At 70.5% G+C, this 25,629-nt stretch carries 25 protein-coding genes; 11 read left to right on the top strand and 14 right to left on the bottom strand.

The window, feature by feature from the left end:
• Positions 1-118: 118 nt before the first annotated feature.
• On the bottom strand, positions 119-1,018 hold the full coding sequence (locus ACZ4S3_RS05875) for a LysR family transcriptional regulator (protein WP_467926407.1): 900 nt from the start codon (positions 1,016-1,018) through the stop codon (positions 119-121).
• A 95-nt stretch (positions 1,019-1,113) separates the two neighbouring features.
• On the opposite strand from ACZ4S3_RS05875, the gene ACZ4S3_RS05870 reads away from it, so the two are divergent.
• Genes ACZ4S3_RS05870 through ACZ4S3_RS05860 form a run of 3 tightly spaced genes read left to right on the top strand, consistent with a single transcriptional unit; the run spans position 1,114 to position 4,572 of the window.
• Entirely contained in the window at positions 1,114-1,818 is a 705-nt protein-coding gene (locus tag ACZ4S3_RS05870; RefSeq protein ID WP_467926403.1) for a succinate dehydrogenase cytochrome b subunit, read from the top strand.
• 1 nt (position 1,819) lies between these two features.
• Positions 1,820-3,769 carry a fumarate reductase/succinate dehydrogenase flavoprotein subunit gene (locus ACZ4S3_RS05865; RefSeq protein ID WP_467926399.1) on the top strand — a complete coding sequence of 650 codons (1,950 nt, stop codon included), beginning with the start codon at positions 1,820-1,822 and terminating at the stop codon, positions 3,767-3,769.
• A 59-nt stretch (positions 3,770-3,828) separates the two neighbouring features.
• Positions 3,829-4,572: a succinate dehydrogenase/fumarate reductase iron-sulfur subunit gene (locus ACZ4S3_RS05860; RefSeq protein WP_467927350.1), complete on the top strand. Its 744-nt coding sequence runs from the start codon at positions 3,829-3,831 to the stop codon at positions 4,570-4,572.
• 62 nt (positions 4,573-4,634) lie between these two features.
• Here ACZ4S3_RS05860 and hisF read toward each other — a convergent pair whose 3' ends face one another.
• Genes hisF through hisD form a run of 8 tightly spaced genes read right to left on the bottom strand, consistent with a single transcriptional unit; the run spans position 4,635 to position 10,452 of the window.
• Positions 4,635-5,390, bottom strand: coding sequence for an imidazole glycerol phosphate synthase subunit HisF (hisF, locus tag ACZ4S3_RS05855; protein ID WP_467926395.1), 756 nt, complete (start codon positions 5,388-5,390; stop codon positions 4,635-4,637).
• Positions 5,387-5,794: a Rid family hydrolase gene (locus ACZ4S3_RS05850; RefSeq protein WP_467926392.1), complete on the bottom strand. Its 408-nt coding sequence runs from the start codon at positions 5,792-5,794 to the stop codon at positions 5,387-5,389. Before ACZ4S3_RS05850 ends, hisF begins: the two co-directional genes overlap by 4 nt.
• A gap of 50 nt (positions 5,795-5,844) precedes the next feature.
• On the bottom strand, positions 5,845-6,567 hold the full coding sequence (gene priA, locus ACZ4S3_RS05845; protein ID WP_467926387.1) for a bifunctional 1-(5-phosphoribosyl)-5-((5-phosphoribosylamino)methylideneamino)imidazole-4-carboxamide isomerase/phosphoribosylanthranilate isomerase PriA: 723 nt from the start codon (positions 6,565-6,567) through the stop codon (positions 5,845-5,847).
• An 8-nt stretch (positions 6,568-6,575) separates the two neighbouring features.
• On the bottom strand, positions 6,576-7,223 hold the full coding sequence (gene hisH, locus ACZ4S3_RS05840; protein WP_467927347.1) for an imidazole glycerol phosphate synthase subunit HisH: 648 nt from the start codon (positions 7,221-7,223) through the stop codon (positions 6,576-6,578).
• Positions 7,220-7,384 carry a hypothetical protein gene (locus ACZ4S3_RS05835; RefSeq protein WP_467926382.1) on the bottom strand — a complete coding sequence of 55 codons (165 nt, stop codon included), beginning with the start codon at positions 7,382-7,384 and terminating at the stop codon, positions 7,220-7,222. The genes hisH and ACZ4S3_RS05835 overlap by 4 nt, the downstream gene beginning before the upstream one ends.
• A 4-nt stretch (positions 7,385-7,388) precedes the next feature.
• A complete protein-coding gene (gene hisB / locus ACZ4S3_RS05830) occupies positions 7,389-7,982 on the bottom strand; it encodes an imidazoleglycerol-phosphate dehydratase HisB (RefSeq protein ID WP_467927343.1) in 594 nt (197 codons plus the stop codon).
• Between the two features lie 17 nt (positions 7,983-7,999).
• Positions 8,000-9,118 (bottom strand): histidinol-phosphate transaminase, encoded by a 1,119-nt coding sequence (locus ACZ4S3_RS05825; protein WP_467927340.1) that lies wholly within the window; start codon positions 9,116-9,118, stop codon positions 8,000-8,002.
• A gap of 8 nt (positions 9,119-9,126) precedes the next feature.
• Positions 9,127-10,452: a histidinol dehydrogenase gene (gene hisD, locus ACZ4S3_RS05820; RefSeq protein WP_467926379.1), complete on the bottom strand. Its 1,326-nt coding sequence runs from the start codon at positions 10,450-10,452 to the stop codon at positions 9,127-9,129.
• A gap of 209 nt (positions 10,453-10,661) precedes the next feature.
• Here hisD and ACZ4S3_RS05815 point away from each other — a divergent pair, with 209 nt between their 5' ends.
• From ACZ4S3_RS05815 to ACZ4S3_RS05800, 4 genes are all read left to right on the top strand, one after another.
• Complete coding sequence (locus ACZ4S3_RS05815) at positions 10,662-12,263, top strand: oxidoreductase (RefSeq protein ID WP_467926375.1); 1,602 nt, start codon at positions 10,662-10,664, stop codon at positions 12,261-12,263.
• 448 nt (positions 12,264-12,711) lie between these two features.
• Complete coding sequence (locus tag ACZ4S3_RS05810) at positions 12,712-13,458, top strand: LON peptidase substrate-binding domain-containing protein (RefSeq protein WP_467926371.1); 747 nt, start codon at positions 12,712-12,714, stop codon at positions 13,456-13,458.
• A gap of 31 nt (positions 13,459-13,489) precedes the next feature.
• Positions 13,490-13,999 carry a Cys-tRNA(Pro) deacylase gene (gene ybaK / locus ACZ4S3_RS05805; RefSeq protein ID WP_467926367.1) on the top strand — a complete coding sequence of 170 codons (510 nt, stop codon included), beginning with the start codon at positions 13,490-13,492 and terminating at the stop codon, positions 13,997-13,999.
• A 112-nt stretch (positions 14,000-14,111) separates the two neighbouring features.
• A complete protein-coding gene (locus ACZ4S3_RS05800) occupies positions 14,112-14,186 on the top strand; it encodes a 50S ribosomal protein bL37 (protein ID WP_467927336.1) in 75 nt (24 codons plus the stop codon).
• On the opposite strand, the gene ACZ4S3_RS05795 is transcribed toward ACZ4S3_RS05800, so the two are convergent.
• The 4 genes from ACZ4S3_RS05795 to ACZ4S3_RS05780 form a co-directional block, all read right to left on the bottom strand.
• On the bottom strand, positions 14,183-14,839 hold the full coding sequence (locus ACZ4S3_RS05795) for an ABC transporter permease (protein ID WP_467926363.1): 657 nt from the start codon (positions 14,837-14,839) through the stop codon (positions 14,183-14,185). The genes ACZ4S3_RS05800 and ACZ4S3_RS05795 overlap by 4 nt on opposite strands.
• Before the next feature lie 68 nt (positions 14,840-14,907).
• Entirely contained in the window at positions 14,908-15,762 is an 855-nt protein-coding gene (locus tag ACZ4S3_RS05790; protein ID WP_467926359.1) for an ABC transporter permease, read from the bottom strand.
• 31 nt (positions 15,763-15,793) lie between these two features.
• Positions 15,794-16,804, bottom strand: a complete 1,011-nt coding sequence (locus tag ACZ4S3_RS05785; protein WP_467926355.1) for an ABC transporter ATP-binding protein — start codon at positions 16,802-16,804, stop codon at positions 15,794-15,796.
• Positions 16,805-16,807: 3 nt separating this feature from the next.
• The gene (locus tag ACZ4S3_RS05780; protein WP_467926351.1) at positions 16,808-18,118 is read right to left on the bottom strand and encodes an NYN domain-containing protein; all 1,311 of its coding nucleotides are present in this window, start codon (positions 18,116-18,118) and stop codon (positions 16,808-16,810) included.
• 331 nt (positions 18,119-18,449) lie between these two features.
• Between ACZ4S3_RS05780 and ACZ4S3_RS05775 the strand changes: the two genes are divergently transcribed.
• Positions 18,450-18,626: a hypothetical protein gene (locus ACZ4S3_RS05775; RefSeq protein WP_467926346.1), complete on the top strand. Its 177-nt coding sequence runs from the start codon at positions 18,450-18,452 to the stop codon at positions 18,624-18,626.
• Between the two features lie 69 nt (positions 18,627-18,695).
• Here ACZ4S3_RS05775 and dnaE read toward each other — a convergent pair whose 3' ends face one another.
• Complete coding sequence (gene dnaE, locus ACZ4S3_RS05770) at positions 18,696-22,238, bottom strand: DNA polymerase III subunit alpha (RefSeq protein WP_467926344.1); 3,543 nt, start codon at positions 22,236-22,238, stop codon at positions 18,696-18,698.
• Between the two features lie 275 nt (positions 22,239-22,513).
• On the opposite strand from dnaE, the gene ACZ4S3_RS05765 reads away from it, so the two are divergent.
• From ACZ4S3_RS05765 to ACZ4S3_RS05755, 3 genes are all read left to right on the top strand, one after another.
• Positions 22,514-23,848 (top strand): DUF2252 domain-containing protein, encoded by a 1,335-nt coding sequence (locus tag ACZ4S3_RS05765; RefSeq protein ID WP_467926341.1) that lies wholly within the window; start codon positions 22,514-22,516, stop codon positions 23,846-23,848.
• Between the two features lie 58 nt (positions 23,849-23,906).
• Positions 23,907-24,566: a hypothetical protein gene (locus tag ACZ4S3_RS05760; RefSeq protein WP_467926337.1), complete on the top strand. Its 660-nt coding sequence runs from the start codon at positions 23,907-23,909 to the stop codon at positions 24,564-24,566.
• Between the two features lie 87 nt (positions 24,567-24,653).
• Positions 24,654-25,517 (top strand): thioredoxin domain-containing protein, encoded by an 864-nt coding sequence (locus ACZ4S3_RS05755; protein WP_467926333.1) that lies wholly within the window; start codon positions 24,654-24,656, stop codon positions 25,515-25,517.
• Positions 25,518-25,629 lie beyond the last annotated feature (112 nt).

Here is a 25,629-nt window from a genome sequence, read left to right as displayed (position 1 = left end):
CCGCGCCTCAGGACCCCTCGGTCAGGACCCCTCAGTCAGGACCCCTCGGTCAGGACCCCTCGGTCCTTTCCGTGCCCCCGGCGCCCCTCCCCCTCCCGCTCCGCCGGCGCCCCGCCGCTCAGGACATGCCCAGGTCCAGGTGCTCCATCAGGATCCGTTCCAGCTCGCGGGCCGCGCGGGGCGGGGAGACGTCGCCGCGGTGGGCCACCGAGACGACGCGGTGCATGCCAGGGGTGGCGAAGCGGGTGACGCGCAGGCCCGAGCGTTCGGCGACCATGCTGGGTACGACGGCGATGCCGAGCCCGGCCCGTACGAATCCGAGGACCGCGTCCATCTCGCCGCCCTCCACTGTGAAGGTGGGCTCGAAGCCGGCCGCCCGGCAGGCCGCGGTGGTGAATTCCCGCAGGTCGTAGCCGCGGCGGAACATGGCGAGCGGGCGGCCGCGGAGGTCCTCGACGCGGATGCGGGTGCGGCGGGCGCCGACGGGTGCGGGCCGGTCGGGGGCGGAGACCACGACGAGCTCTTCGCGCAGCAGGTCGGAGGTGGCCAGTGCCGGGGCCTGGACCGGCAGGGGCGTGATGATCAGGGCGAGGTCGAGTTCGCCGTCGGCCAGGGCGCGGACGAGGTCTTGTGAGCCGTCCTCGGTCACGATCAGGTCGACGCCCGGATAGGTGGCGTGGAAGGCGCTCAGTACGTCGGGGACGAGGCTGGCGCAGAGGCTGGGCGGGGCGCCGAGGCGGAGCCGGCCGCGGCGCAGCTGGGCGACCTCCTGGACTTCGCGGCGGGCGGTCTCGGTGTCGGCGAGGATGCGGCGGGCCAGTGGGAGCAGGGTCTCGCCGGCGTCGGTGAGGGTGATGTGGCCGCGGGCGCGGTGGAAGAGTTCGGCGCCCAATTCCCTCTCCAGGGACCGGATCTGCTGGGAGAGGGAGGGCTGGGCGACATGTTCGCGCTCGGCGGCGCGGGTGAAATGGCGGGTGTCCGCGACGGCCGTGAAGTAGCGGAGCTGCTGCAGCTGCATGAGGGGAATGTAAGGCATCGATAGGCCCTGACTATGGAGATGAGCCGGACCATGTCTTGGACTGATGGGCGGGTGCGTCCTTACCGTCGGGAATCATGGCACTGGACACTGGGACGGACCGACGGCCGTCTTTCGCGGGCCTGCTGTGGGGCTCGACCGTCGGCAAGAAGACGGCGATGGCTGTCAGCGGCATCGTGATGCTGCTGTATCTGGTCGTCCACATGCTGGGCAACCTCAAGATCTTCTTCGGGGCGGTGGACTTCGACGCGTATGCCGCCTGGCTGCGCACCATCGGCGAGCCGTTCCTGCACCACGAGTGGTTTCTGTGGATCGCGCGGGTGGTGCTGGTCGTGGCCGTGGTGACGCATGCGGTGGCCGCGTACCAGCTCAGCCGCCGCGATATCGCCGCCCGCCCCGTGAAATACGCGCACAAGCGCAAGCGCGCCTCCTACGCCACCCGCACGATGCGCTGGGGCGGCATCATCCTCGGCCTGTTCATCGTGTGGCACATCCTCGACCTGACGACGCTGACGGTGAATCCGCACGCCGCGGCCGGCCACCCGTACGCGAATGTCGTGGCGACGTTCTCCACCTGGTACGGCGACGTGATCTACATCGTCGCCATGCTCGCGCTGGGCCTGCACGTCCGGCACGGCTTCTGGAGCGCCGCGCAGACCCTCGGCGCCGGCAGCGCGGCCCGCGACCGGGTGCTGAAGACGACCGCCAATGTTCTCGCGCTGCTGCTGACGGCGGGCTTCATCTCCGTGCCCGTCGCCGTCATGACCGGATGGGTGAGCTGACGTGACCGCATACACCGACTACGCGACCGGCACCCCGGTCGCCGACACCAAGGCCCCCCAGGGCCCGATAGCCGAGCGCTGGGACACCCGCCGTTTCGAGGCGAAGCTGGTCAACCCGGCCAACCGGCGCAAGCACACCGTGATCGTCGTCGGCACCGGCCTGGCGGGCGGCGCGGCCGGCGCCACGCTCGCCGAACAGGGTTACCACGTCGTCCAGTTCTGCTATCAGGACTCGCCGCGCCGGGCCCACTCCATCGCCGCGCAGGGCGGCATCAACGCCGCCAAGAACTACCGCAACGACGGTGACTCGGTTCACCGGCTGTTCTACGACACCGTCAAGGGCGGGGACTTCCGGGCGCGCGAGTCGAATGTGCACCGGCTGGCGCAGGTGTCCGTCGAGATCATCGACCAGTGTGTGGCGCAGGGGGTGCCGTTCGCCCGTGAGTACGGCGGGCTGCTCGACACCCGTTCGTTCGGTGGTGTCCAGGTCTCCCGTACTTTCTACGCCCGTGGCCAGACGGGGCAGCAGCTGCTGCTCGGCGCGTATCAGGCGCTGTCGCGGCAGATCGCGGCGGGGAATGTGGAGATGCATCCGCGGACGGAGATGCTGGATCTGATCGTGGTGGACGGGCGGGCGCGCGGGATCGTCGCCCGGGATCTGATCACCGGGAAGATCGATACGTACTTCGCGGACGCGGTGGTACTGGCGTCCGGCGGCTACGGCAACGTCTTCTACCTCTCCACCAACGCGATGAACTCCAACGCGACCGCCGTCTGGCGGGCGCACCGGCGCGGCGCGTACTTCGCCAATCCCTGTTTCACCCAGATCCATCCGACCTGCATCCCGCGGACCGGTGACCATCAGTCGAAGCTGACGCTGATGAGTGAGTCGCTGCGCAATGACGGCCGGATCTGGGTGCCGAAGGCGAAGGGTGATGCGCGGTCGCCGAGGGACATTCCCGAGGACGAGCGGGATTACTACCTGGAGCGGATCTATCCGTCGTTCGGCAATCTGGTTCCCCGTGACATCGCGTCGCGGGCGGCGAAGAATGTGTGTGACGAGGGGCGTGGGGTGGGCCCCGGCGGCCAGGGTGTGTATCTGGACTTCGCGGACGCCATCGCGCGGATGGGCCGTAAGGCCGTGGAGGCGAAGTACGGCAACCTCTTCGATATGTACGCCCGGATCACCGACGAGGACCCGTACGAGGTGCCGATGCGGATCTATCCGGCGGTGCATTACACGATGGGCGGGCTGTGGGTCGACTACGACCTGCAGACGACGGTGCCGGGTCTGTTCGCCATCGGGGAGGCCAATTTCTCCGACCACGGCGCCAACCGGCTCGGTGCCTCGGCGCTGATGCAGGGTCTGGCCGACGGCTATTTCGTGCTGCCGTCCACCATCAACGACTACCTCGCCCGCCATCCGCACCATGACGTGGTCGACGCCGGGCATCCGGCGGCGGCCGGGGCGGTACGGGAGACCGAGGAGCGGCTGGCGCGGCTGCTGGCCGTCGACGGTGACCGTACTCCCGACTCCTTCCACCGCGAGATCGGTGAACTGATGTGGGAGTACTGCGGGATGGCCCGTACGGACGAGGGGCTGCGCAAGGCCCTGGACCGGATTCCGGAGATCCGTGCGGAGTTCTGGCGGCGGATCAAGGTGCCCGGTACCGGCGAGGAGTTCAACCAGTCGCTGGAGAAGGCCAATCGCGTCGTCGACTATCTGGAGCTCGCCGAGCTGATGTGTCTCGACGCGCTGCACCGGGCCGAGTCCTGCGGCGGTCACTTCCGTGCGGAGTCGCAGACGCCTGATGGCGAGGCCGCCCGCCGTGACGAGGAGTTCTCCTACGCCGCGGCCTGGGAATTCACCGCCACCGGTGACGCTCCCACCCTCCACAAGGAAGACCTGGTCTTCGAGTACGTCCATCCCACACAGCGGAGCTACGCATGACTGCCGTCTCCCGGGGGGCACAGCGCCCGACAGCGGCTACGCCGCAGGCCGCACCCCCGATGTCTCTCACCCTGCGCGTCTGGCGGCAGAAGAACGCCGATGCCCCCGGCGCCATGTCCACGTACAAGGTCGACGGCATCTCGCGGGACATGTCGTTCCTGGAGATGCTCGACACCCTCAACGAGTCGCTGATCCTGGCCGGTGAGGACCCGGTCGCCTTCGATCACGACTGCCGCGAGGGCATCTGCGGTGCGTGCAGTCTGGTCATCAACGGCGATGCGCACGGCCCGGAGCGGACCACGACGTGTCAGCTGCACATGCGGTCCTTCTCCGACGGCGACACCATCGACATCGAGCCCTGGCGGGCCTCGGCGTTCCCGGTCGTCAAGGATCTGGTCGTCGACCGTTCGTCGTTCGACCGGATCATCCAGTCCGGTGGCTACATCACGGCGCCGACCGGTGCGGCGCCGGAGGCGCACGCCACGGCCGTCCCGAAGCCGGCCGCGGATGCCGCGTTCGAGCACGCCGAGTGCATCGGCTGCGGGGCGTGTGTGGCGGCCTGTCCGAACGGGTCGGCGATGCTGTTCACGTCGGCGAAGGTCAACCACCTCAACGTGCTGCCGCAGGGTGCGCCCGAGCGCGAGTCGCGTGTCCTGGACATGGTGGGGCAGATGGATTCCGAGGGCTTCGGCGGCTGCACCCTCGCCGGGGAGTGCGCCACGGCCTGCCCGAAGGGGATTCCGCTGTTCAGCATCACGAAGATGAACCGCGAGTTCGTGCGGGCGGCGCGTAAGCGGGGGTGAACGGATCGCGTGAAGGCACCCTCCGGAAGGTTCGGAGGGTGCCTTTCCTCAGCAAGGGGGTGTTAGCGCACGGGGTGCCCGGCGCCGCGCAGCGCCTCCTTGACCTCGCCGATCCGCAGGTCGCCGAAGTGGAAGACGGAGGCGGCCAGCACCGCATCGGCGCCCGCCGCGACGGCCGGGGCGAAGTCGTCCGGCTTGCCCGCGCCGCCGGAGGCGATGACGGGGATGGTGACGTGTGACCGCACGGCCCGGATCATTTCGACGTCGTAGCCGTCCTTGGTGCCGTCGGCGTCCATGGAGTTGAGGAGGATCTCGCCGGCCCCCAGTTCGGCGGCGCGGTGGGCCCATTCGACGGCGTCGATGCCGGCGGAGCGGCGGCCGCCGTGGGTGGTGACCTCGAAGGAGCCCGACGGCGTACGGCGGGCGTCCACCGACAGGACCAGGACCTGGCTGCCGAAGCGTTCGGCGATCTCGCGGATCAGGTCGGGGCGGGCGATGGCGGCGGTGTTGACGCCGACCTTGTCGGCGCCGGCCCGCAGGAGTTTGTCGACGTCCTCGGTGGTGCGGACGCCGCCGCCGACGGTGAGGGGGATGAAGACCTGTTCGGCGGTGCGGCGGACCACGTCGTAGGTGGTCTCGCGGTTGCCGGAGGAGGCGGTGATGTCGAGGAAGGTCAGCTCGTCGGCGCCCTCGTCGCCGTAGATCTTGGCCATCTCCACGGGGTCGCCCGCGTCGCGCAGGTTCTGGAAGTTGACGCCCTTGACGACCCGGCCGTTGTCGACGTCCAGGCAAGGGATGACTCGGACCGCCAGGGTCATGTCTGTTCGGGCCTCTCTGACAGCTCTCGGAAAGCTTCTAGTTCTACTTCGACCAGCACGCGGGGGTCGGCGAAGCCGGACACCACGAGCACGGTCGTGGCGGGCGGGGCGGCGCCGAACAGTTCCTTGTGGGCGCGGCCGGCCTCGTCCACGTCGCGCAGATGGGTGAGGTACACGCGGGTGCGCAGGACCGCGTCGGCGCCGAGACCGAAGGGCGTCAGCGCCGCCAGTGCCTGGGCGAAGGCGGCCTTGGTCTGTTCGTAGGGGTCGCCCAGGCCCTGCACGGCGTCGTCGGCCAGGGGCATCGTGCCGGCGACCAGGACCCGGTCGCCGGCGGCCACGGCACGGGCGGAGCCGATGGTCTCTTCCCAGGGGCTGTCGCTCGGTACGCGCTCGATGGTCATGACGCCGCCTTCCCGTACGCGGTTGCGACACCGCTGTGATGACACCGCTGCTATGACACCGCGGCCAGGGCCTCTTCGAGGGTGAATGCCTTCGCGTAGAGCGCCTTGCCGACGATGGCGCCCTCGACACCTTCGGATACCAGATGCGCGATCGCCCGGAGGTCGTCGAGGGACGAAACGCCGCCGGAGGCGACGACGGGGCGGTCGGTGGCCGCGCAGACGTTCTTCAGCAGTTCCAGGTTGGGGCCCTGGAGGGTGCCGTCCTTGGCGATGTCGGTGACGACGTAGCGGGCGCAGCCTTCGGAGTCCAGGCGGGCCAGCGTCTCGTAGAGGTCGCCGCCGTCGCGGGTCCAGCCGCGGCCGCGCAGCGTGGTGCCGCGCACGTCCAGGCCGACCGCGATCTTCTCGCCGTGCCCGGCGATGATCTTGGCGACCCAGTCGGGGTTCTCCAGGGCCGCGGTGCCGATGTTGACGCGGGTGCAGCCGGTGGCCAGGGCGGCGGCCAGGGAGTCGTCGTCGCGGATGCCGCCGGACAGTTCGACCTTGATGTCCATGGAGCGGGCGACCTCGGCGATCTGCGCCCGGTTGTCGCCGGTGCCGAAGGCGGCGTCGAGGTCGACAAGGTGCAGCCATTCGGCGCCGGCCCGCTGCCAGGCGAGGGCCGCCTGGAGGGGGTCGCCGTAGGAGGTCTCGGAGCCGGACTCGCCGTGCACGAGGCGGACGGCCTGGCCGTCGCGGACGTCGACGGCGGGCAGGAGTTCAAGCTTCGGCATGTCGGGACTCACAGGGTGTTGATCCAGTTGGTCAGGAGCTGGGCGCCGGCGTCGCCGGACTTCTCGGGGTGGAACTGGGTGGCCCACAGCGGGCCGTTCTCGACGGCGGCCACGAACCGTTCGCCGTGGGTGGCCCAGGTGACCTTCGGCGCGCTGATGTGGGGGTTGCCGGTCTCCAGCTCCCAGTCGTGCACCGCGTAGGAGTGCACGAAGTAGTAGCGGGCGTCGGCGGGCAGGCCGGCGAAGAGCCGCGAGCCCTGGGGGGCGTCGACGGTGTTCCAGCCCATGTGGGGGACGATGTCGGCCTTGAGGGGGCCGACCGTGCCGGGCCATTCGTCCAGGCCTTCGGTCTGAACGCCGTGTTCGATGCCGCGGCCGAAGAGGATCTGCATGCCGACGCAGATGCCCATGACGGGGCGGCCGCCGGAGAGCCGGCGGCCGACGAGCCAGTCGCCGCGGGCGTCCTTGAGCCCCTGCATGCAGGCGGCGAAGGCGCCGACGCCGGGGACCAGGAGGCCGTCGGCGTTCATGGCGGTGTCGTAGTCGCGGGTGATCTCGACGTCCGCGCCGACGTGTGCGAGGGCGCGTTCGGCGGAGCGGATGTTGCCGAAGCCGTAGTCGAAGACGACGACCTTTTTACGGGCGGCGGCGGTCAATTCCACACCTCCAGCCGGAGCACGCCCGCGGCCAGGCACATCACGGAGCCGATGGCGAGCACGGTGATGATGCTCTTGGGCAGCTGCTGCTTCCAGAAGGAGTAGACGCCGCCGAGAAGGAAGAGACCGATGAGGATGAAGACTGTCGAGAGGCCGTTCACGGTGCTACAGGGCTCCCTTTGTGGAGGGGAGGATGCCCGCCGCACGCGGGTCGTGCTCGCTGGCGTAGCGCAGGGCGCGGGCGAGGGCCTTGAACTGGCATTCCACGATGTGGTGGGCGTTGCGGCCGTAGGGGACGTGGATGTGCAGCGCGATCTGGGCCTGGGCGACGAATGACTCGAAGATGTGCCGGGTCATGGTCGTGTCGTAGCTGCCGATCATCGGCGCCATGTTCTCCGGCTCGGTGTGGATCAGGTACGGGCGGCCGGAGAGGTCGACGGTGACCTGGGCGAGCGACTCGTCCAGCGGGACGGTGCAGTTGCCGAAGCGGTAGATGCCGACCTTGTCGCCGAGGGCCTGCTTGAAGGCGGCGCCGAGCGCGAGGGCGGTGTCCTCGATGGTGTGGTGGGTGTCGATGTGCAGATCGCCGTCGGTCTTGACCTTGAGGTCGAAGAGGCCGTGCCGGCCGAGCTGGTCGAGCATGTGGTCGTAGAAACCGACTCCGGTGGAGACGTCGACCTGTCCGGTGCCGTCGAGGTCGATCTCGACGAGGACGGTTGTTTCCTTGGTGGTGCGCTCCACGCGTCCTACGCGTCCCACGCGGGCGTTCGCCCCGGTCATCGCTTGTTCTCCTTCAGTACTGTGCGCACCGCGTCGAGGAACGCGTCGTTCTCGGCCGGGGTGCCGGCGGTGACCCGCAGCCATCCCGGTACGCCGTTGTCACGGACGAGCACGCCGTGGTCGAGGATGGCCTGCCAGGTCCGGTGGGCGTCGTCGAACCGGCCGAACTGGACGAAGTTGGCGTCGGAGTCGACGACGTCGCAGCCGCTCGCGCGCAGCTCGGTGACCAGGCGGTCGCGTTCGGCCTTGAGCTGCTCGACGTACTTCAGGAGCGTATCGGTGTGCTCCAGGGCGGCGAGGGCGGTGGCCTGGGTGACGGCCGAGAGGTGGTAGGGCAGCCGCACGAGCTGGACGGCGTCGACGACGGCGGGGTCGGCGGCAAGGTAGCCCAGGCGCAGTCCGGCGGCGCCGAAGGCCTTGGACATGGTGCGCGAGACGACGAGATTCGGCCGGCCTTCGATCAGCGGGAGCAGCGAGGGGCGGTGGCTGAATTCGCCGTAGGCCTCGTCGACGACGACGAGGGCGCCGGCGGTGTCCGCCCTGGCGGCCTGTGCGGCGTCGTACAGGGCGAGGACGGTGTCGGCCGCGACGGCGGTGCCGGTGGGGTTGTTGGGTGAGCAGATGAAGACCACGTCGGGGCGCCGCTCGGCGATGGCCGTCCTGGCGGCGTCGACGTCGATGGTGAAGTCGTCGTGGCGGGGGCCGGAGATCCAGCCGGTGCCCGTGCCGCGGGAGATGAGGGCGTGCATGGAGTAGGACGGTTCGAAGCCGATGGCGCTGCGGCCGGGTCCGCCGAAGGTCTGCAGCAGCTGCTGGATGACTTCGTTGGAGCCGTTGGCGGCCCAGACCTGATCCTTGGTGACGGGGTGGCCGCCGGTGCGGGAGAGGTAGCGGGCCAGCTCGGTGCGCAGTTCGATCGCGTCGCGGTCGGGGTAGCGGTTGAGCTGCCGGGCGGCTTCGGTGACCCGCTCGGCGATCCGCTGGACCAGCGGTTCGGGCAGCGGGTAGGGGTTTTCGTTGGTGTTCAGGCGTACGGGCACGTCCAGCTGCGGGGCGCCGTAGGGGGACTTGCCGCGCAGCTCGTCCCTGATGGGGAGGTCGTCGATCCTGGTCACGTGCTGGCTCACTTGCTCTGCGGGACCTTCCAGTCGAACCTGGCCTTGAGTGCGGCGCCGTGGGCCGGGAGGTCTTCGGCCTCGGCGAGGGTCACCACGTGGTGGGCGACCTCGGCCAGTGCGTCGCGGGTGTAGTCGACGACGTGGATGCCGCGCAGGAAGGACTGCACGGACAGGCCGGAGGAGTGGCAGGCGCAGCCGCCGGTGGGCAGGACGTGGTTGGAGCCGGCGCAGTAGTCGCCGAGGGAGACCGGGGCGTAGGGGCCGACGAAGACCGCGCCGGCGTTGCGGACCCGGGCGGCGACGGTGGTGGCGTCGGCGGTCTGGATCTCCAGGTGCTCGGCGCCGTACGCGTCGACGACCTTCAGGCCCTCGTCGAGGCCGTCGACGAGGACGATCGCGGACTGCCGGCCGGAGAGCGCCGGAACGATGCGGTCCTCGATGTGCTTGGTGGCCGCGATCTGCGGCTCCAGCTCCTTCTCGGTCTTCTCGGCCAGCTCCACCGAGTCGGTGACCAGGACGGCCGCCGCCATCGGGTCGTGCTCGGCCTGGCTGATCAGATCGGCGGCGACGTGCACGGGGTCGGCGGTGTCGTCGGCGAGGATGGCGATCTCGGTGGGTCCGGCCTCGGAGTCGATGCCGATGCGGCCCTTGAGGTGGCGCTTGGCGGCGGCAACGTAGATGTTGCCGGGGCCGGTGACGAGGTTGGCGGGCGGGCACTCTTCGGTGCCGTAGGCGAACATGGCGATGGCCTGGGCGCCGCCTGCGGCGTAGACCTCGTCGACGCCGAGGAGGGCGCAGGTGGCCAGGATCGTGGGGTGCGGCAGGCCGCCGAAGTCCGCCTGCGGCGGGGAGGTGACGGCCAAGGATTCGACGCCGGCCTCCTGGGCGGGGACGACGTTCATCACGACGGACGAGGGGTAGACCGAGCGGCCGCCCGGTACGTAAAGGCCCACCCGCTCGACGGGGACCCAGCGTTCGGTGACCGTGCCGCCGGGGACGACCTTGGTGGTGTGGTCGGTGCGGCGCTGTTCGCGGTGGACGATCCGGGCGCGCCGGATGGACTCCTCCAGGGCGGCGCGGACGGCCGGGTCCAGCTCGGTGAGGGCGTTGTGCAGCGCCTCGGCCGGGACCCGTACCCGCTCGATCTCGACGCCGTCGAACCGCCGCGCATACTCGATCAGCGCCGCGGTGCCGCGATGGCGTACGTCCTCGCAGATGGGCCGCACCTTCTCGAGGGCGGCTTCCACGTCGAACTCGGCACGGGGCAGCAGGTCGCGCAGGGCGCCGCCCTCGGGGAGGGCGTCACCGCGCAGATCGATTCGGGAGATCACCCTCCCAGTGTCTCAGACCCGTTCTCGGGCCCGGCCGCCCGTATCACTGAGTGATACACAGCGAGGCGGAGCCGTCACGCCCGCCTCAGGGGCCGGAACGGGCCGCGTGAAGTTGACCGGACTTGATCCTCACCGCGCGTGTTCAACCGGTCACTCAGCGGGCAGGGGGTCCGTACAGGCGTACGGGGAGAGTGAAAGGGGGATGCACGGTGACCGAGCCCGGGGACGGGGACGCGCCCGCCGACCTGCAGCTGACATCGGCGGAATGGAGCATGTGGCAGGCGTTCCGCAACGGCAGTACCTGCGATCTGCACATCGGGGATCCGGCCCGCGACGATCCGCACGGGCAGCATCTGTGGGGTCCCGAGCGCCGGGTGCGGGCCCGGGTGGTGGCGTTACTGCTCCTGGAGGGGCCGGTGGCGCAGCCGGGCCGGGTGTCGGCGCTGAAGCTCACCGGGGCGTACATCACGGACACTCTCGACCTTGCGGGCGGCACGATCAAGCCATTCGTGGAGCTGCGGGACTGCCGTTTCGAGGCCGAGGTGGTGCTGCCGGAGAGCCGGTTCACGACGTTGCGGCTGGTGAACTGCGCGATACCCCGGCTGGAGGGGGCCAGACTGCAGACCGAGGGCGATCTGCACCTGCCGCGCTGCGTCGTACAAAACGGCATCCGTCTCACCGACGCGCACATCGGCACGGATCTGATGCTCAATCAGATGGTGGCGCACAAGGACCGCCAGGGCCGCTCGATCATGGCGGACGGGCTGACCGTCGCCCAGGATCTGCAGGCCGAGATGCTGGAGTCCTACGGCGAGCTGTCGCTGCGCGGCGCCACCATCGGCGTGTCGCTCAGCCTGCGCGGCAGCCGGCTGAGCAACCCCTTCGGCCGCCGGGCGCTGAACGCCCCGCAGCTGACCGTGGAGCGCACCCTGTATCTGACCGCCGCGGGCCTGGCGAACTCCCCGTTCTCCAGCGGCGCCACTCCCCCGTACGGCATCGCCCACACCCCCTCCCGCGGCACCCGGATGCAGCGCTTCGAGTGCGAGGGCGGGATGCGGCTGGATGACGGGCGGTTCGGTGACGCGGTCGATTTCGAGCATGCGCGGTTCCTCATGGAGTCCGACCAGGAGCTGTCGCTGCGCCGCATCCAGACGCCCGAGCTGCGGTTCCTGTGCGAGCGTCCGCAGCGCGGCCGGGTGATCCTCTCGGGGGCCCGGGTCGTCAATCTCGTCGACAAATCGGCGAGCTGGCCGGGCCTGGGCGGGCTGTGGATGGCCGGCTTCGCGTACGAGACGCTGATCCCGCGCGGTCATTTCCCGCTCGCGCTGCGGCTGCAGTGGGTGGCGGCGGCGACCCCGGAGTACGCGCCGGAGCCGTACGAGATGCTGGCCACCGCGCTGCGCCTGAGCGGTGAGGACGCGGACGCCCGGGAGGTACAGCTGGCCAAGCAGCGGCGCCGCCGGGAGACGCTGCCGCTGGCCGCGAAGGCGTGGGGATTCCTGCAGGACTGGACGGTGGCGTACGGCTACCGTCCCGGCCGGGCCGCGGTGTGGATGGCCATCCTGTGGGCGATCGGCACGGTCTACTTCTCCCAGAACCCCCCGCCCCCGCTCAAGGCGGGTGAGGCGCCGCCCTGGAACCCGTATCTCTACGCCCTCGACCTGCTGCTGCCGGTCATCGACCTCAACCAGGACGCCGCCTGGAAACCGGAGGGCGGCGCACAGTGGGCGGCGGCGGTCCTGATCCTGGCGGGCTGGGTACTGGCGACGACGGTGGCGGCGGGGGCGTCGCGGTTGTTGCGGCGCCAATAGCCCGTTCGCTGCCGCTTGGCTTTGGCCCCACGTTGTCGGCTGTCCCGCCGTGGTGGTTTGCCGCCGTTGCGCCTGCGGCGGGCGTGTCCGCTGCGCGGGGCTGTTCGGCTGCGGGACCGGCCCTACACGGCTCCGCCGCTACGGCCCGCCCCCTCCCCGTAGAGGGTGGGAAAAACCGGTGGGGGCGTGCGTACGTGGTCGGGTGCACCCTGTGGACGCGTGACAGGGTGCAGCTGACCCGAAAGGCGCGCCCCCACCGGCCCGTTTTGTCCACCCACCCGTGGGAGGGGCCGCGCCGCAGGACGAAGTCCGGAGGCGTGGCACCGCACCCGACAAACCCACGCCCGCCGCAGGCGCAACGGCGAGAGACCACCACGGCGGGACAGCCGACAACGTGGGGCCAAGCCCCAGGCGCAGCCGACAGCGTGGGGGGCTAGGCTTACCGCCCGTGACTTCCGTGCGCCTGCCGCTCTTCCCGCTCAACTCGGTGCTGTTCCCGGGGCTCGTTCTCCCGCTGAACGTGTTCGAGGCGCGGTACCGAGCGATGATGCGCGACCTGGCCGAGCTGCCCGAGGACGACCGCCGCTTCGCGGTGATCGCCATCCGGGACGGACGGGAGGTCGCGCCGACCGCGCAGGGCCTGCCGGACGCCACGCTGCCGGAGGCGGGCGGCCCGGCGGCGGGCTTCGGTGACGATCCGGTGCAGGCGTTTCACGCGGTGGGCTGTATCGCGGACGCGGCCACCATCCGCGCCAAGTCGTCGGACGACGACACCGGCTACGAGGTGCTGGCCACCGGCACGACCCGCTTCCGGCTGCGGTCGGTGGATGCCTCCGGGCCGTATCTGACGGCCGAGATGGACGAGCTGGACGAGGACCACGGCGAGGGCGCGGGTGCGCTCGCGTCGGGTGTCGTACGGGCCTTTCGTACGTATCAGAAGCGGCTGGCCTGGGCGAACGAGCGGACCCTGTCCAGCGGGCAGGACCTGCCCGCCGACCCGTCGGTGCTCTCGTATCTGGTCGCCGCGGCGGCCGTGCTGGACGTGCCCGCCAAACAGCGGCTGCTGGAGGCGCCGGACACCGCGTCCCGGCTCGGCCAGGAGCTGAAGCTGCTGCGCCAGGAGTCGGCGCTGCTCGGCAAGCTCCCGTCGCTGCCGGCGGTGGACCTGACCCGGCAGCCGACCAGTCCCAACTGACGTGTGACAGCGACGAGTTAAGGCATTCGACGTGGCCAGGAAGACGAAGAAGGGGCAGCAGGCCGGCGGCGGAGGTACGCCCGCGACGGTTGCGCTGGCGGCCTCCGGGGTCCCGTTCACCGTGCATGCCTACGCGCACGACCCGGCGGCCGCCTCGTACGGCGAGGAGGCCGCCGAGGCGCTCGGTGTCCCGCCGGAGCAGGTGTTCAAGACGCTGCTCGCGGAGGTCGACGGCACGCTGACGGTGGCCGTGGTGCCGGTGTCCGGTTCGCTCGACCTCAAGGCGCTGGCGGCCGCGGTGGGCGGCAAGCGGGCCGCGATGGCCGATCCGGCGGCGGCCGAGCGCAGTACGGGGTACGTGCTGGGCGGGATCTCACCGCTCGGGCAGCGCAAGCGGCTGCCCACGGTCGTCGACGCGTCGGCACAGGGCCGGGAGACGGTCTGTGTGTCGGCGGGTCGGCGCGGCCTGGAGGTCGAGCTGGCGCCCGGGGACCTGGTGGCGCTGACGGGGGCGCGGGTGGCGCCGATCGCCCGCGGGTGAGGGCCCTGCCGGGTGGCCGGTAACGGCCGTACGCGGGATCCGTGAGGCTTTACGGCGGCCTCCTCCTCGGCTATGACCAGAGGGAGCGGGGAGGCGGAGGAGGAGGTACGCCATGTCGAAGCGGACCCGTAAGCGCAGGTGGCGCATCCGTAAGCGCCGTGCCAACCACGGGCGCCGGCCGTCCTAGGAGGCCGGTGGTTCCTGCGGGTGCAGGCCGGACCAGTCCGGGTGCGGCGGCTCCGGGTCGCGCGGGCCGAACAGGCCGGTCAGCACCAGCTGGGCCACCATCGCCGCGATCGGCCAGGCCGCCAGCGCGCCCTTGGCGCCCAGCCGCAGCGGACCCTCGAAGGTCACGCCGGGGCCGACCGCCTTGGCGTGGGCGGCCACATCCGCGGTGGGACCCAGCCACATGCCCGTCAGCCAGCCCAGCACCGCGCCGAGCAGGCCGCCCACGACCAGCGCCACCACCAGCGGGATCCCGCCACGCCGGCGGAAGAGGAAGACCACCGCCGCGGTCAGGAGGCCGAAGCCGAGGGACAGCAGGACGAAGGTGCCGTCCGCGCCGATCGCCTCCTCGCCCTCGGTGTTCTTAAGGTAGACGGCCTTGGTGTCGGCGATCAGCGGGGTGTGCGGGGCCAGCCAGTTCCACAGCACGCCGAGCAGCAGGCCGCACAGGGCGACAAGGAGCGCGATCACCGCGCCCTCTCGCAGCTCGCGGACCAGGCCGGGGCCGCCCAGGCCGTCGTCGGCCGTCGCCCCGTCGTAGGTGGCGGGGGCGGCCCAGGGGCTCTGTGGCTCGTCGGGCGGTTGATTGTCGCGTGGCGTCAGCGGTGCGGTCACCCCGTCATCGTGCCAGGTCGGCACGGTGGGCCGGGAAGAGGGACGCCCGTAGGGGCCGGCGGCGGCGGTCACCGGACCGCGGCGCGGCGATATGCCCAGGTCGCGACGGCCAGCGAGAGCACGCCGACGGCGGCGCAGACGCCCAGGTCGGCGCCGACCATCAGCCAGTCGGGGTGCGCGTCGAAGCTGCGGGTGAGGGCTTCGACGCCGTAGGTCGAGGGCAGCAGATCGCGGGCGTAGCCGATCACCGCGGGCATGCCGGCGGCCGGGAGGACGCCGAGCAGCAGTGCGGCGGACATGCCCAGCTGGCCGCAGAGGGTGGCGATCTCCTGTCGCGGGGCGAGCAGGCCGAGGGCGGCGCCGAGGCCGGAGAGCGCCGCTCCGGAGAGCGGGATCACGGCCACCAGGACCCACAGATGCGCCATCGGCAGCTGGAAGAGGACGCCGCCGGCGAGGGCGGTGGCGACGGCGCCGGGCACGGTGAACGAGGCGTAGGCGGCGGCCGCGCCCAGCACCACGGCCGCGGGGGGCACCGGCAGCGTCGCGTAGTGGTCGAGTCCGCCGCCGGCCCGTAGCTGGCCGAAGTACTGGGCGAGCAGGTTGAGTGCCACGAAGGCCACGACCAGCACGCTGGCGCCGGAGACGACGGACCGGGCCTCGGTGCCGCCGTCGACCACGCCGCGCATCAGGATCATGATGCCGACGGACTGGAAGGTGGCGACGAACAGCAGCGGGATGCGGGCGACGCGGGCCCGGGAGAGCTGGGCGCGGTAGACGGCGCCGAGCGCGGGCAGCAGGCGGGCGCGGGGGGCGAGCGGGGCGGCCGCCTCGTCCTCGGGCCATGCCGCGGCGTCCTGGGCCGCGGCGGCCACCGCCTGCGCGGGAACCACACTCACGCCGTCACCGGGCCTTCCTGGATGCATCCGCGGTATGTCGTCCCCGTTGTCGGCCGCCTCACGCCTTGACCAGTCCTTCCGCGCGCCCGCCGAGTGAGAGATAGACGTCTTCGAGGGTCGGCGTGGCGAAGGTGAAGTCGTCGAGGGCGGCGAAGGCCGGGCCCGTGGTGACGGCCGATACCGCGCCGCGGGCCTCGTCGGGCGCGAGCCGCAGGGTCCAGCGGCGGCCGGAGATCTGGGCGGCGGGCCGCAGGGCGGCGACCTCGGGTACGTCCAGGGGCGGCCGGTCGCGCCAGACCAGCTCCAGCCGCACGTCGGTGGCCACCAGTTCTTTGAGGCCGCCGGGCGTGTCGCAGGCGATGACGCGGCCCTGGTCGATGACGGCGACGCGGTCCAGCACGCTCTCGGCCTCCAGGACGTTGTGGGTCACCAGCACCACGGTCGCGCCGCGCTCGGCGCGGCGGCGGTCCACCGCGGCCCATACCGCGCGCCGGGCGAGGGGGTCCATGCCGGTGGTCGGTTCGTCCAGCACCAGCAGGGGCCGTTCGCCGGTCAGTACGGTGGCGAAGCACGCCAGGCGGCGCTGTCCGCCGGAGAGTTTCTTCAGGGGGCGGGCGGCGATGTCGGTGAGTCCCAGTTCGGCAAGGACCGTGTCCCGCTCGGCGCGCGCCCGGCGCTGGTCCAGGCCGCGCAGGCGTCCGGTGGTCTCCACGGCGAGGGCGACGGTCAGCTCGTCCAGGGCGGTGGACTCCTGGCCCAGGTAGCCCAGGAGCCGGGCGGCGCGTTCGGGGTGGCGTACGAGGTCGTGGCCGAGCACGCTGATGCGGCCGGAGTCGGGGCGTAGCAGTCCGGTCAGCTGGCGTACCAGAGTGGACTTGCCGGCTCCGTTGGGGCCGAGCAGGCCGAAGATCTCCCCGCGCCGTACCTCGAGGCTGATGCCGTCGCTGGCGCGTACGGCGGGCGCCCGGGATGCCCCGCGGCGCCCACGCGCCGCGGGGTAGGTCTTGACCAGGTCCCGCACGACGCACGCCGTCCCGCCGCGCTCCACCTGTTTTGCGCCCGTCCTCACGAGCTATGAGGGTACGCGTCCTTGGCCCACGTCCCCCGACGGGGTGTGTTCGGCGGCGGTGCGAAGATCGACCTCGCGCCAGAACCCGGCCCGGATGGCATAGCGGTCGTGCTCGTCGATCTGGTCGTCCTTGTGTGCCAGGAGGCCGAACCGGGCGGCGTAGCGCAGCAGTTCTCCGTCGATGCGGTGCGGGATGCGCGGGTATTCCGTCGAGAGCTGCTGGAGGTGGACGGTGTCGGAGAGGCGGTCGGTCCAGCGGCGGGCGAAGACCTGGCCTACCTCGAAGGGGTCGCCGCTGACGGCGGTGATGTCCTCCTCGCGGTCGGCCCAGCGCTGTTCGGCGCTGGTGAGCTGGGCGAGGGTGGGCAGCGAGGCGGTCTCGGTGGGGTCGCCGACGGGGCCGCTGCGTTCGGCCCAGCCCTTGTCCGAGGACCAGCGCAGGGTGGCGGAGGGTGCGGGTACCTGGGCGCCGTTGCCGTTCGGGGTGGGGGAGGCGTGGGTGCGGCCCAGGCCGGCGAGGTCCTTGGGGGTGGGGACGACGCGGGTGCCGCCGGTGCCGGGTGAGCCGGCGGTGGCCTCGTCGCGGTCGGCGGCAGCGGGGCGGGTGGTGCCGTTGGTGCCGTTGCGTTCGTGGGTGTGGTCGGCGGTGTCCGGGCCGGCGGCAGCGGCGGCGGCCGCGGCGACGGCGGATTCGGGGAGCGGGGCGGAGAGGATCGCGGCGATCTCCGGGCGCGGGGCGGGCGGCGGTGCGCAGGGCCCGCCGAGTTCCTTGGCGCGTACCGCGCGGGTGATCCAGGCGCGGTCGAGGACCCGTCGTTCATCGGCCTCGGCGACCAGGTCCTCGGACTGGTTGTAGTCGCCGTCGGCGGCCTGTACGGCCCACAGGTGGACGGCGACGCCGTGTTCCTTGGCGGACATCAGGCCGGGCAGCAGATCGCCGTCGCCGGTGACCAGGACGATGTCGGAGCAGGCGCGGTTGCGGGCGAGCTCGGTCAGCTCGGCGTGCATGGCGGCGTCCACGCCTTTTTGTGCCCAGCGGCCGTCGCTGCGGGTCAGGGCGCCGAGGCGGACGGTGACGCGGGGCATCACGCGCAGTCTGCGGTGTTCGGGCTGGGGGACGCGGTCGGGGGCGCCGTCGAACCAGTAGATGCGCAGCAGCGGCCGTTCGGTGTCGGCTTCGGCGCGTTGCCGCAGGCCCTGGATGAGGGCGGCGTGGTCGACGGTGATCCGGGAACGTGCGGGTTCTCCCGCGAGGAGACTCGCGGCGGCGCCGAGCAAATATCCGGCGTCCACCAGGACGACGCAGCGATCCACGTTCCACCCTCTTCCCTGAGGTGCTGAAAGTCCGGTCGCCCCCCGGCTCGGCCCGTGGCACGAGTTCTCTTCGGCTTTCCCTCGAGTCTGCCCGACCGTACGGGGGTTATCTGCCCCGTCTGGATCATCGGCGTGGCGGATTCGGCGGGGATCTTGGGCATGTGGCGTGAGCCCGTGCACCACACGCACGGTGCGCACCGTATGGGGCGCCGCGTGATGCGTCACTTCATGGCCCGTATCACGCACGGTAATTGTCCGAAATGCGCGATTTGATCCGACGTGTAAGTCTGGTCCCGGCCCCGATCCAGGATCCCCCTCAGGAGGCACGGCCATGGCGAAGAACAAGACCAAGAAGGACCGAAGTCAGCAGAAGGGCAGCCCGGCCGAGCGCGGCCAGCAGGCGGCCGAGAAGTCGGCCATCGAGGCCATCTCCCAGCCGCAGCAGCACGCCCAGGGCAGCCCGGCGGATGTCGCCCGCAAGCACCAGAGGCGCTTCGGCCACAACTGATATGAGCCGTGGATGAGTTGAGGGGCGCGCCCGAGTTCGGGCGCGCCCCTCGCGCGGTGCCGTGGGCCGTCAGCCCGCCAGGCAGGACGGGCCGAGCAGCACCTTGAGATCGCCGAACAGGGACGGATCGGCCGTGACCCGGTGGCGGTCCAGCCGCAGCACGGTGGTCTTCCGCGCGCCCTGGAGCTTGATGCGTACCTCCGTCGAGCCACGGTGGCTGCTGAGCACCTCGCCGAGCTTCTCGACCATCGGCGGAGTGACCTTGACCGTCGGGATGGTGATCGTCACCGGGGCGTTGGCGCCCGCCTCCGACAGGTCGGGGACCATCATCTCCATGGCGACCAGCCGCGGCACGTCCTCGCGCTTGTCGAGCCGGCCCTTGACGAACACCACGGTGTCCTCGACGAGTTGGGTCGACACCAGCTGGTAGGTGGCCGGGAAGAACATGCAGTCGATGGAGCCGGCCAGGTCCTCGACGGTGGCGATCGCCCAGGCGTTGCCCTGCTTGGTCATCTTGCGCTGCAGGCCGGAGATGATGCCGCCGATGGTGACGATCGAGCCGTCGGAGTAGTCGCCGCCGGTCAGCTGGGCGATGGCGGCGTCCGCCTTGTCGCTCAGGACGTGTTCCAGCCCGAAGAGCGGGTGGTCGGAGACGTAGAGCCCGAGCATTTCGCGTTCCTGGGCGAGCAGGTAGGTCTTGTCCCACTCGATGTCCGAGAACTCGACGTCCAGCCCGAAGCCGGGGCCCTCGTCGGCGGTGTCGTCCCCCATCCCGCCGAACAGGTCGAACTGTCCCTCGGCCTCCTTGCGCTTGACCTGCACGACGTTGTCGATCATCGGCTCGTACTGCGCGGTCAGGCCCTTGCGGGTGTGGCCCATCTCGTCGAAGGCGCCCGCTTTGATCAGCGATTCCGTGGTGCGCTTGTTGCAGACGACCGCCTCGACCTTGTCGAGGTAGTCCGGGAAGGAGGAGTACTTCCCCTTCGCCTTGCGGCTGCGGATGATCGAGTCGACGACGTTCTGGCCGACGTTACGGACCGCGGTGAGGCCGAAGAGGATCACGTCGTCGCCCTGGGCCGCGAAGTTCGCCTCGGACTCGTTGACGTTGGGGGGCAGCACCTTGATGCCCATGCGCCGGCACTCGTTCAGGTAGACCGCCGACTTGTCCTTGTCGTCGCGGACCGAGGTCAGCAGCGCGGACATGTACTCGGCCGGGTAGTTGGCCTTGAGGTAGGCGGTCCAGTAGGTGACCAGGCCGTACGCGGAGGAGTGCGCCTTGTTGAAGGCGTAGCCGGCGAAGGGGACCAGCACGTCCCACAGGGCCTGGATCGCCGCGTCGGAGAATCCGTTCTTCTTCGCACCCTCCTGGAACAGGACGAAGTTCTTCGCCAGTTCCTCGGGCTTCTTCTTGCCCATCACACGGCGCAGGATGTCGGCCTCGCCGAGCGAGTAGCCGGCGATGATCTGGGCGGCCTTCTGCACCTGCTCCTGGTAGACGATGAGGCCGTAGGTCAGGCCCAGCGTCTCCTTCAGGGGCTCTTCGAGCTCCGGGTGGATCGGGGTGATCTCCTGGCGGCCGTTCTTGCGCTCCGCGTAGTTGGTGTGCGAGTTCATGCCCATCGGGCCCGGCCGGTAGAGGGCCGAGACGGCGGAAATGTCCTCGAAGTTGTCGGGCTGCATCTGGCGCAGCAGTGAACGCATCGGGCCGCCGTCGAACTGGAAGACGCCGAGCGTGTCACCGCGGCAGAGCAGTTCGAAGGTCTTCTGGTCGTCCAGCGGAAGCGCGAGCATCTCCAGGTCGATGCCCTTGTTGGCCTTCACCATCTTGACGGCGTCGTCCATGATGGTCAGGTTGCGCAGGCCCAGGAAGTCCATCTTCAGCAGGCCAAGCGACTCGCACTGGGGGTAGTCCCACTGTGTGATGGTCACGCCGTCGCTGTGCCGCACCCAGATCGGCGCGTGGTCGACGATGGGCTCGCTGGACATGATCACGCCGGCCGCGTGCACACCCATCTGCCGCACCAGGCCCTCGACGCCCTTGGCGGTGTCGATGACCTTCTTGACGTCCGGCTCGCTCTCGTACATCCCCCGGATCTCGCCCGCCTCGCTGTAGCGCGGGTGCTTGGGGTCGGTGATGCCGGACAGGTCGATGCCCTTGCCGAGGACGTCGGCGGGCATGGCCTTGGTGAGGCGGTCGCCCATCGCGTACGGGTAGCCCAGGACGCGCGCGGAGTCCTTGATGGCGTTCTTGGCCTTGATCTTGCCGTAGGTGCCGATCATGGCGACCTTGTCGGCGCCGTACTTTTCCGTGACATACCGGATGACCTCGACGCGCCTGCGCTCGTCGAAGTCGATGTCGACGTCGGGCATGGACACGCGCTCGGGGTTGAGGAACCGCTCGAAGATCAGCCCGTGCGTGATCGGGTCGAGGTCGGTGATGCCCATGGCGTACGCGACGATCGAGCCGGCCGCGGAGCCTCGGCCGGGGCCGACCGCGATGCCGTTGTTCTTGGCCCACATGATGAAGTCGGCGACCACGAGGAAGTAGCCGGGGAACCCCATCTGGATGATGATGTCCATCTCGTACGCGGCCTGCTTCTGCCGGTCCTCGGGGACGCCGCCCGGGTAGCGGCGCTCCATGCCGACCCGGACCTCCTCCTGGAACCAGGTGACCTCGGTGTAGCCCTCCGGGATGTCGAACTTCGGCATCAGGTCGCGCTTCTCGAACATGCCGGTGGTGTCGATCTGCTCGGCGACCAGGAGGGTGTTGCGGCAGCCCTCCTGCCAGGCGTCCGAGGAGTCGATGGCGTACATCTCGTCCGTGGACTTCAGGTAGTAACCGGTGCCGTCGAAGCGGAAGCGGTCCGGGTCGGAGAGGTTCTTGCCGGTCTGGATGCACAGCAGCGCGTCGTGCGCCGTCGACTCGTGCGCGTAGGTGTAGTGGGAGTCGTTGGTGACCAGCGGCGGGATGCCGAGTTCCTTGCCGATCTTGAGGAGGTCGTCGCGGACCCGGCGCTCGATCTCGATGCCGTGGTCCATCAGCTCCAGGAAATACCGGTCCTTGCCGAAGATCTCCTGATACTCCCCCGCGGCCTTGCGGGCCTCGTCGTACTGCCCCAGCCGCAGCCGGGTCTGCAGCTCACCCGAGGGGCAGCCGGTGGAGGCGATCAGGCCCTGGGACCACTGGGCGATGGTCTCCTTGTCCATCCGCGGCCACTTCTGCAGCCAGCCCTCCGCATACGCGTCCGAGGACAGCCGGAAGAGGTTGTGCAGCCCGGTCCTGTCCGCCGCCCAGATGGTCTTGTGCGTATAACCACCCGAACCGGAGACGTCATCGCGCTTCTGGTGCGGCTGGCCCCACTGGATCTTGCGCTTGTTGCGGCGCGACTCCGGTGCCACATACGCCTCGATGCCGATGATCGGCGTCACGCCCGCCTTCTGCGCCGAATGGAAGAAGTCGTACGCCCCGTGCAGGTTGCCGTGGTCGGACATGGCGATATGCGTCATGCCCATCTCATTGCACGCGTTGAACATGTCCTTCAGCCGCGCCGCACCGTCCAGCAGCGAGTACTGGGTGTGGACATGCAGATGCGTGAAGGGCGGCTTTGCCACGGCGGGGGACCTCCGGAAAACGGGTCGGCGACGGATCGGTGAGACGGTGTCGAAGTCTACGACTCACGACCGACAATCATCGGGCGCTGCGGCGCGATGGGGGGCGACGGGCGAGCGGCGCCCGGCCGACCGCCCCGGGGCACTCACGAGTAGCCTCACTCGTTGTCACCGACAGATCCATAGCGAACAATCCACGGCAAGATTCGAACAAGCGACGTACGGATTCCGTCGTGGAGCTCCCTACCTCTCTCCCGCACCCCAGGAGGCACCCAGCGATGTCGTCCCAGCACGCCCCGGCGCAGGACGCCGCGCAGCGCGGCGAGGAAATCCTCGCCGTCTTCGACACCGCCTTCGGAGAACTGCTCGCCGCCGACCCCGCCGCCTTCCGCGTCAAGTTCCGCAAGATGGCCGCCTCGGCCTTCGCCTTCTACCGGGGCACAGCATGCCTGTTCTACCGCGACCTGGAGGACGGCAAGAACCAGGGCCCCTACCTGGACGAGCGGACCGGCCGGGTGTGGATCCACGGTGATCTGCACGCCGAGAACTTCGGCACCTACATGGACTCCACGGGCCGGCTGATCTTCAACGTCAATGACTTCGACGAGGCGTACGTGGGGCCCTTCACCTGGGACCTCAAGCGGTTCGCCGCCTCGGTCGCACTGATCGGCTACGCCAAGGCGCTCAGCGACGAGCAGATCACCGGCCTGGTGCGCACCTACGCCGCCGCCTACCGCGAGCGCATCCACGCGCTGGCCTCCGGGGCGAAGACGGCGGAGGTGCCGCCGTTCACGCTGGACACCGCCGAGGGCCCGCTGCTGGACGCGCTGCGCGACGCCCGCTCGCTGACCCGGTTCTCGCTGCTGGAGTCGATGACGGAGATCCGCGACTTCGAGCGGCGCTTCGCCGACGGCAGCGGCAGCGTCGAGCTGGACGCGGCGACCCGGTACAAGGTCCTGGCGGCCTTCGACGGCTATCTGGAGACGCTCCCCGACTCGAGCCTGGACCGCCCCGACTCCTACCGCGTCAAGGACGTGGTGGGCCGCCGCGGCATTGGCATCGGCTCGGCCGGGCTGCCCTCGTACAACATCCTTCTCGAGGGCAACAGCGACGCCCTGGAGAACGATGTGGTGATCTACATGAAGCAGGCGCAGACCCCGGCCGTCTCCCGGCACATCACCGACCCGGCGGTCCGCGGCTACTTCCAGCACGAGGGCCACCGCACGGTGATCTCCCAGCGCGCCCTCCAGGACCACGCCGACCCGTGGCTGGGCTGGACCGAACTGGACGGCGCGGGCCAGCTGGTCGCCGAGATCTCGCCGTACGCGGTCGACCTGGACTGGTCGGACATCGACGACCCGGAGGAGATCGCCGCCGTGGTGGCCGACCTCGGCCGGGCGACGGCCACCATGCACGCCGCCGCGGACGACGAGAGCGGCCACTCCCTGGTGCCGTTCTCCACCGAGCGCGCCATCGACGCGGCCATCGCCGCCGACGAGGACGGCTTCGCGCAGGTCCTGGTCGACTTCGCGCACTCCTACGGTGCCCGCGCCCGCACCGACCACCAGATCTTCGTGGATCTGTTCCGCAACGGGCAGATCCCTGGACTGTGAGAAGCGGTCCGGCTCCTCTTAGACACCGTTTACCCGGGCCCGTGGCACACTCCCTCCAATGGACATCTCTGCGGCACACCTGCGGGCACTGCGCGCGGCGCTCTTCACGGCGCTGTGCGTGACGCTGTCCGCGGCGTCACATGTGCTGCTGTCCCATATGCCGCTGCCGCTGACCACCGTCGCCGCCCTCTCGGCCGCCGTCTTCGCGCTCGCCTACGCGCTGGCCGGCCGGGAGCGCGGCTACTGGCGGATCGCCGGGCTGCTGCTCCCGCTGGAGCTGGCGGCCGACGCGGTCTTCAGCATCGGCCAGCACACCTGTTACGGCGAGGGCGGCGGTCCGGTCACCGGGCCGCTGCGCTCGCTGGGGGTGGATCTGCTCTGCGGCGGCGGCACGGTCGGCGCGCCCCTCGCGCGGCTGTCCCCGGACGCTGCCGTGCCCGCCACGCCGTGGCTGATGCTGCTCGCGGCGCATGTGCTGACCGGGCTGCTGGCAGCGGCCTGGCTGCGCCGCGGCGAGGCCGCGCTGGTGCAGCTGTTCGGCGCGGTGGCCGGTTTCGCCTTCCGCCCGCTGCTGATCGCCGTCGCGGTGACCGGCGTGCCGCACGCCCCGGTCCGCCCGGCGCCCGCCCCCGTACGGCCCGGCGAGCCCGCCCGTGCCGCCCCTGTGCTCGTGCACAGCGTGATACGCCGTGGACCGCCCTGCGCGCTCGCTGCCTGAGGCCCCACCCGCGCAGCTTTCCTGCGCCCTCGGACAGCGCCCACCGCACGCACCCGACATCCACGGATCTCCACGGAGCACACAGTCATGAGCAATCGCAACAGTCAGGCCAGCAAGCAGGCAGCCCGCGAGCGGCTGCGCGCCGAGCGCGAGCGGCAGGCGAAGAAGGACCGGGTCCGCCGGCAGCTGATCGTCGGCGGCACGGTCGTCGGCGTGCTGGCGGTGGCCGGCGGGATCGGGCTGGCGGTCGCCAAAACGAGCGGCGGGGACGGTGGCGGTGGCGCCGCCGCTGCCGCGGGCGGCAACAAGGTGTGGACGAAGGCCGCGAAGGCCAAGCTCGTCACGCCCGCCAACACCTCCGGCAAGGGCGGCACCACCGTCGTCATCGGCAAGCCGGGCGCCAAGAACACCCTGCACCTCTTCGAGGACCCGCGCTGCCCCGGCTGCGCCTCGTTCGAGCAGACCATCGGCGCGACCGTCGAGAAGGACATCAAGGACGGCAAGTACAAGGCGTCCTACCACCTCGGTACGTTCCTCGACGCCAATCTCCAGGGCACCGGCTCCAAGAACGCGCTGAGCGCGCTGGGCGCCGCCCTCAACGTCAGCCCGGACGCGTTCTTGAAGTACAAGTACGCGCTGTACTCGAAGCAGTACCACCCCGAGGAGACCGGTCCGGACAAGTTCGCCGACGACAGCTACCTGATCAAGGTCGCGGACACCATCCCGGCGCTCAAGGGCAATGCGGCCTTCCAGAAGGCCGTCAAGGGCGGTACGTACGACCGGTGGGCGCTGGAGATGTCCGACACGTTCAACTCGTACAAGGACGTCACCAGCACCCCGACCGTCAAGCTCAACGGCACGGTGCTGGGCACGGACACCCCGCAGGGCAAGGCGGCGCCCTCCACCGTGGCGGAGTTCAACTCCCAGGTGGACAAGGGGCTCAAGCACTGAGGCCCGGAGCCCTCCCCCGGCGCTGACCGGGTCCGGGGCCCGGCCGCATCGGCCGGCGTGCGGTGCGCACGTCGGCCGATGCCAAATCTTGACCCGGTCTTTCGCCGTGCGC

The sequence above is a fragment of the Streptomyces sp. NPDC028368 genome, from assembly GCF_055565615.1.
Note: the sequence above shows the minus strand (reverse complement) of the source record. Positions and strands in the feature narration are given on the sequence as shown.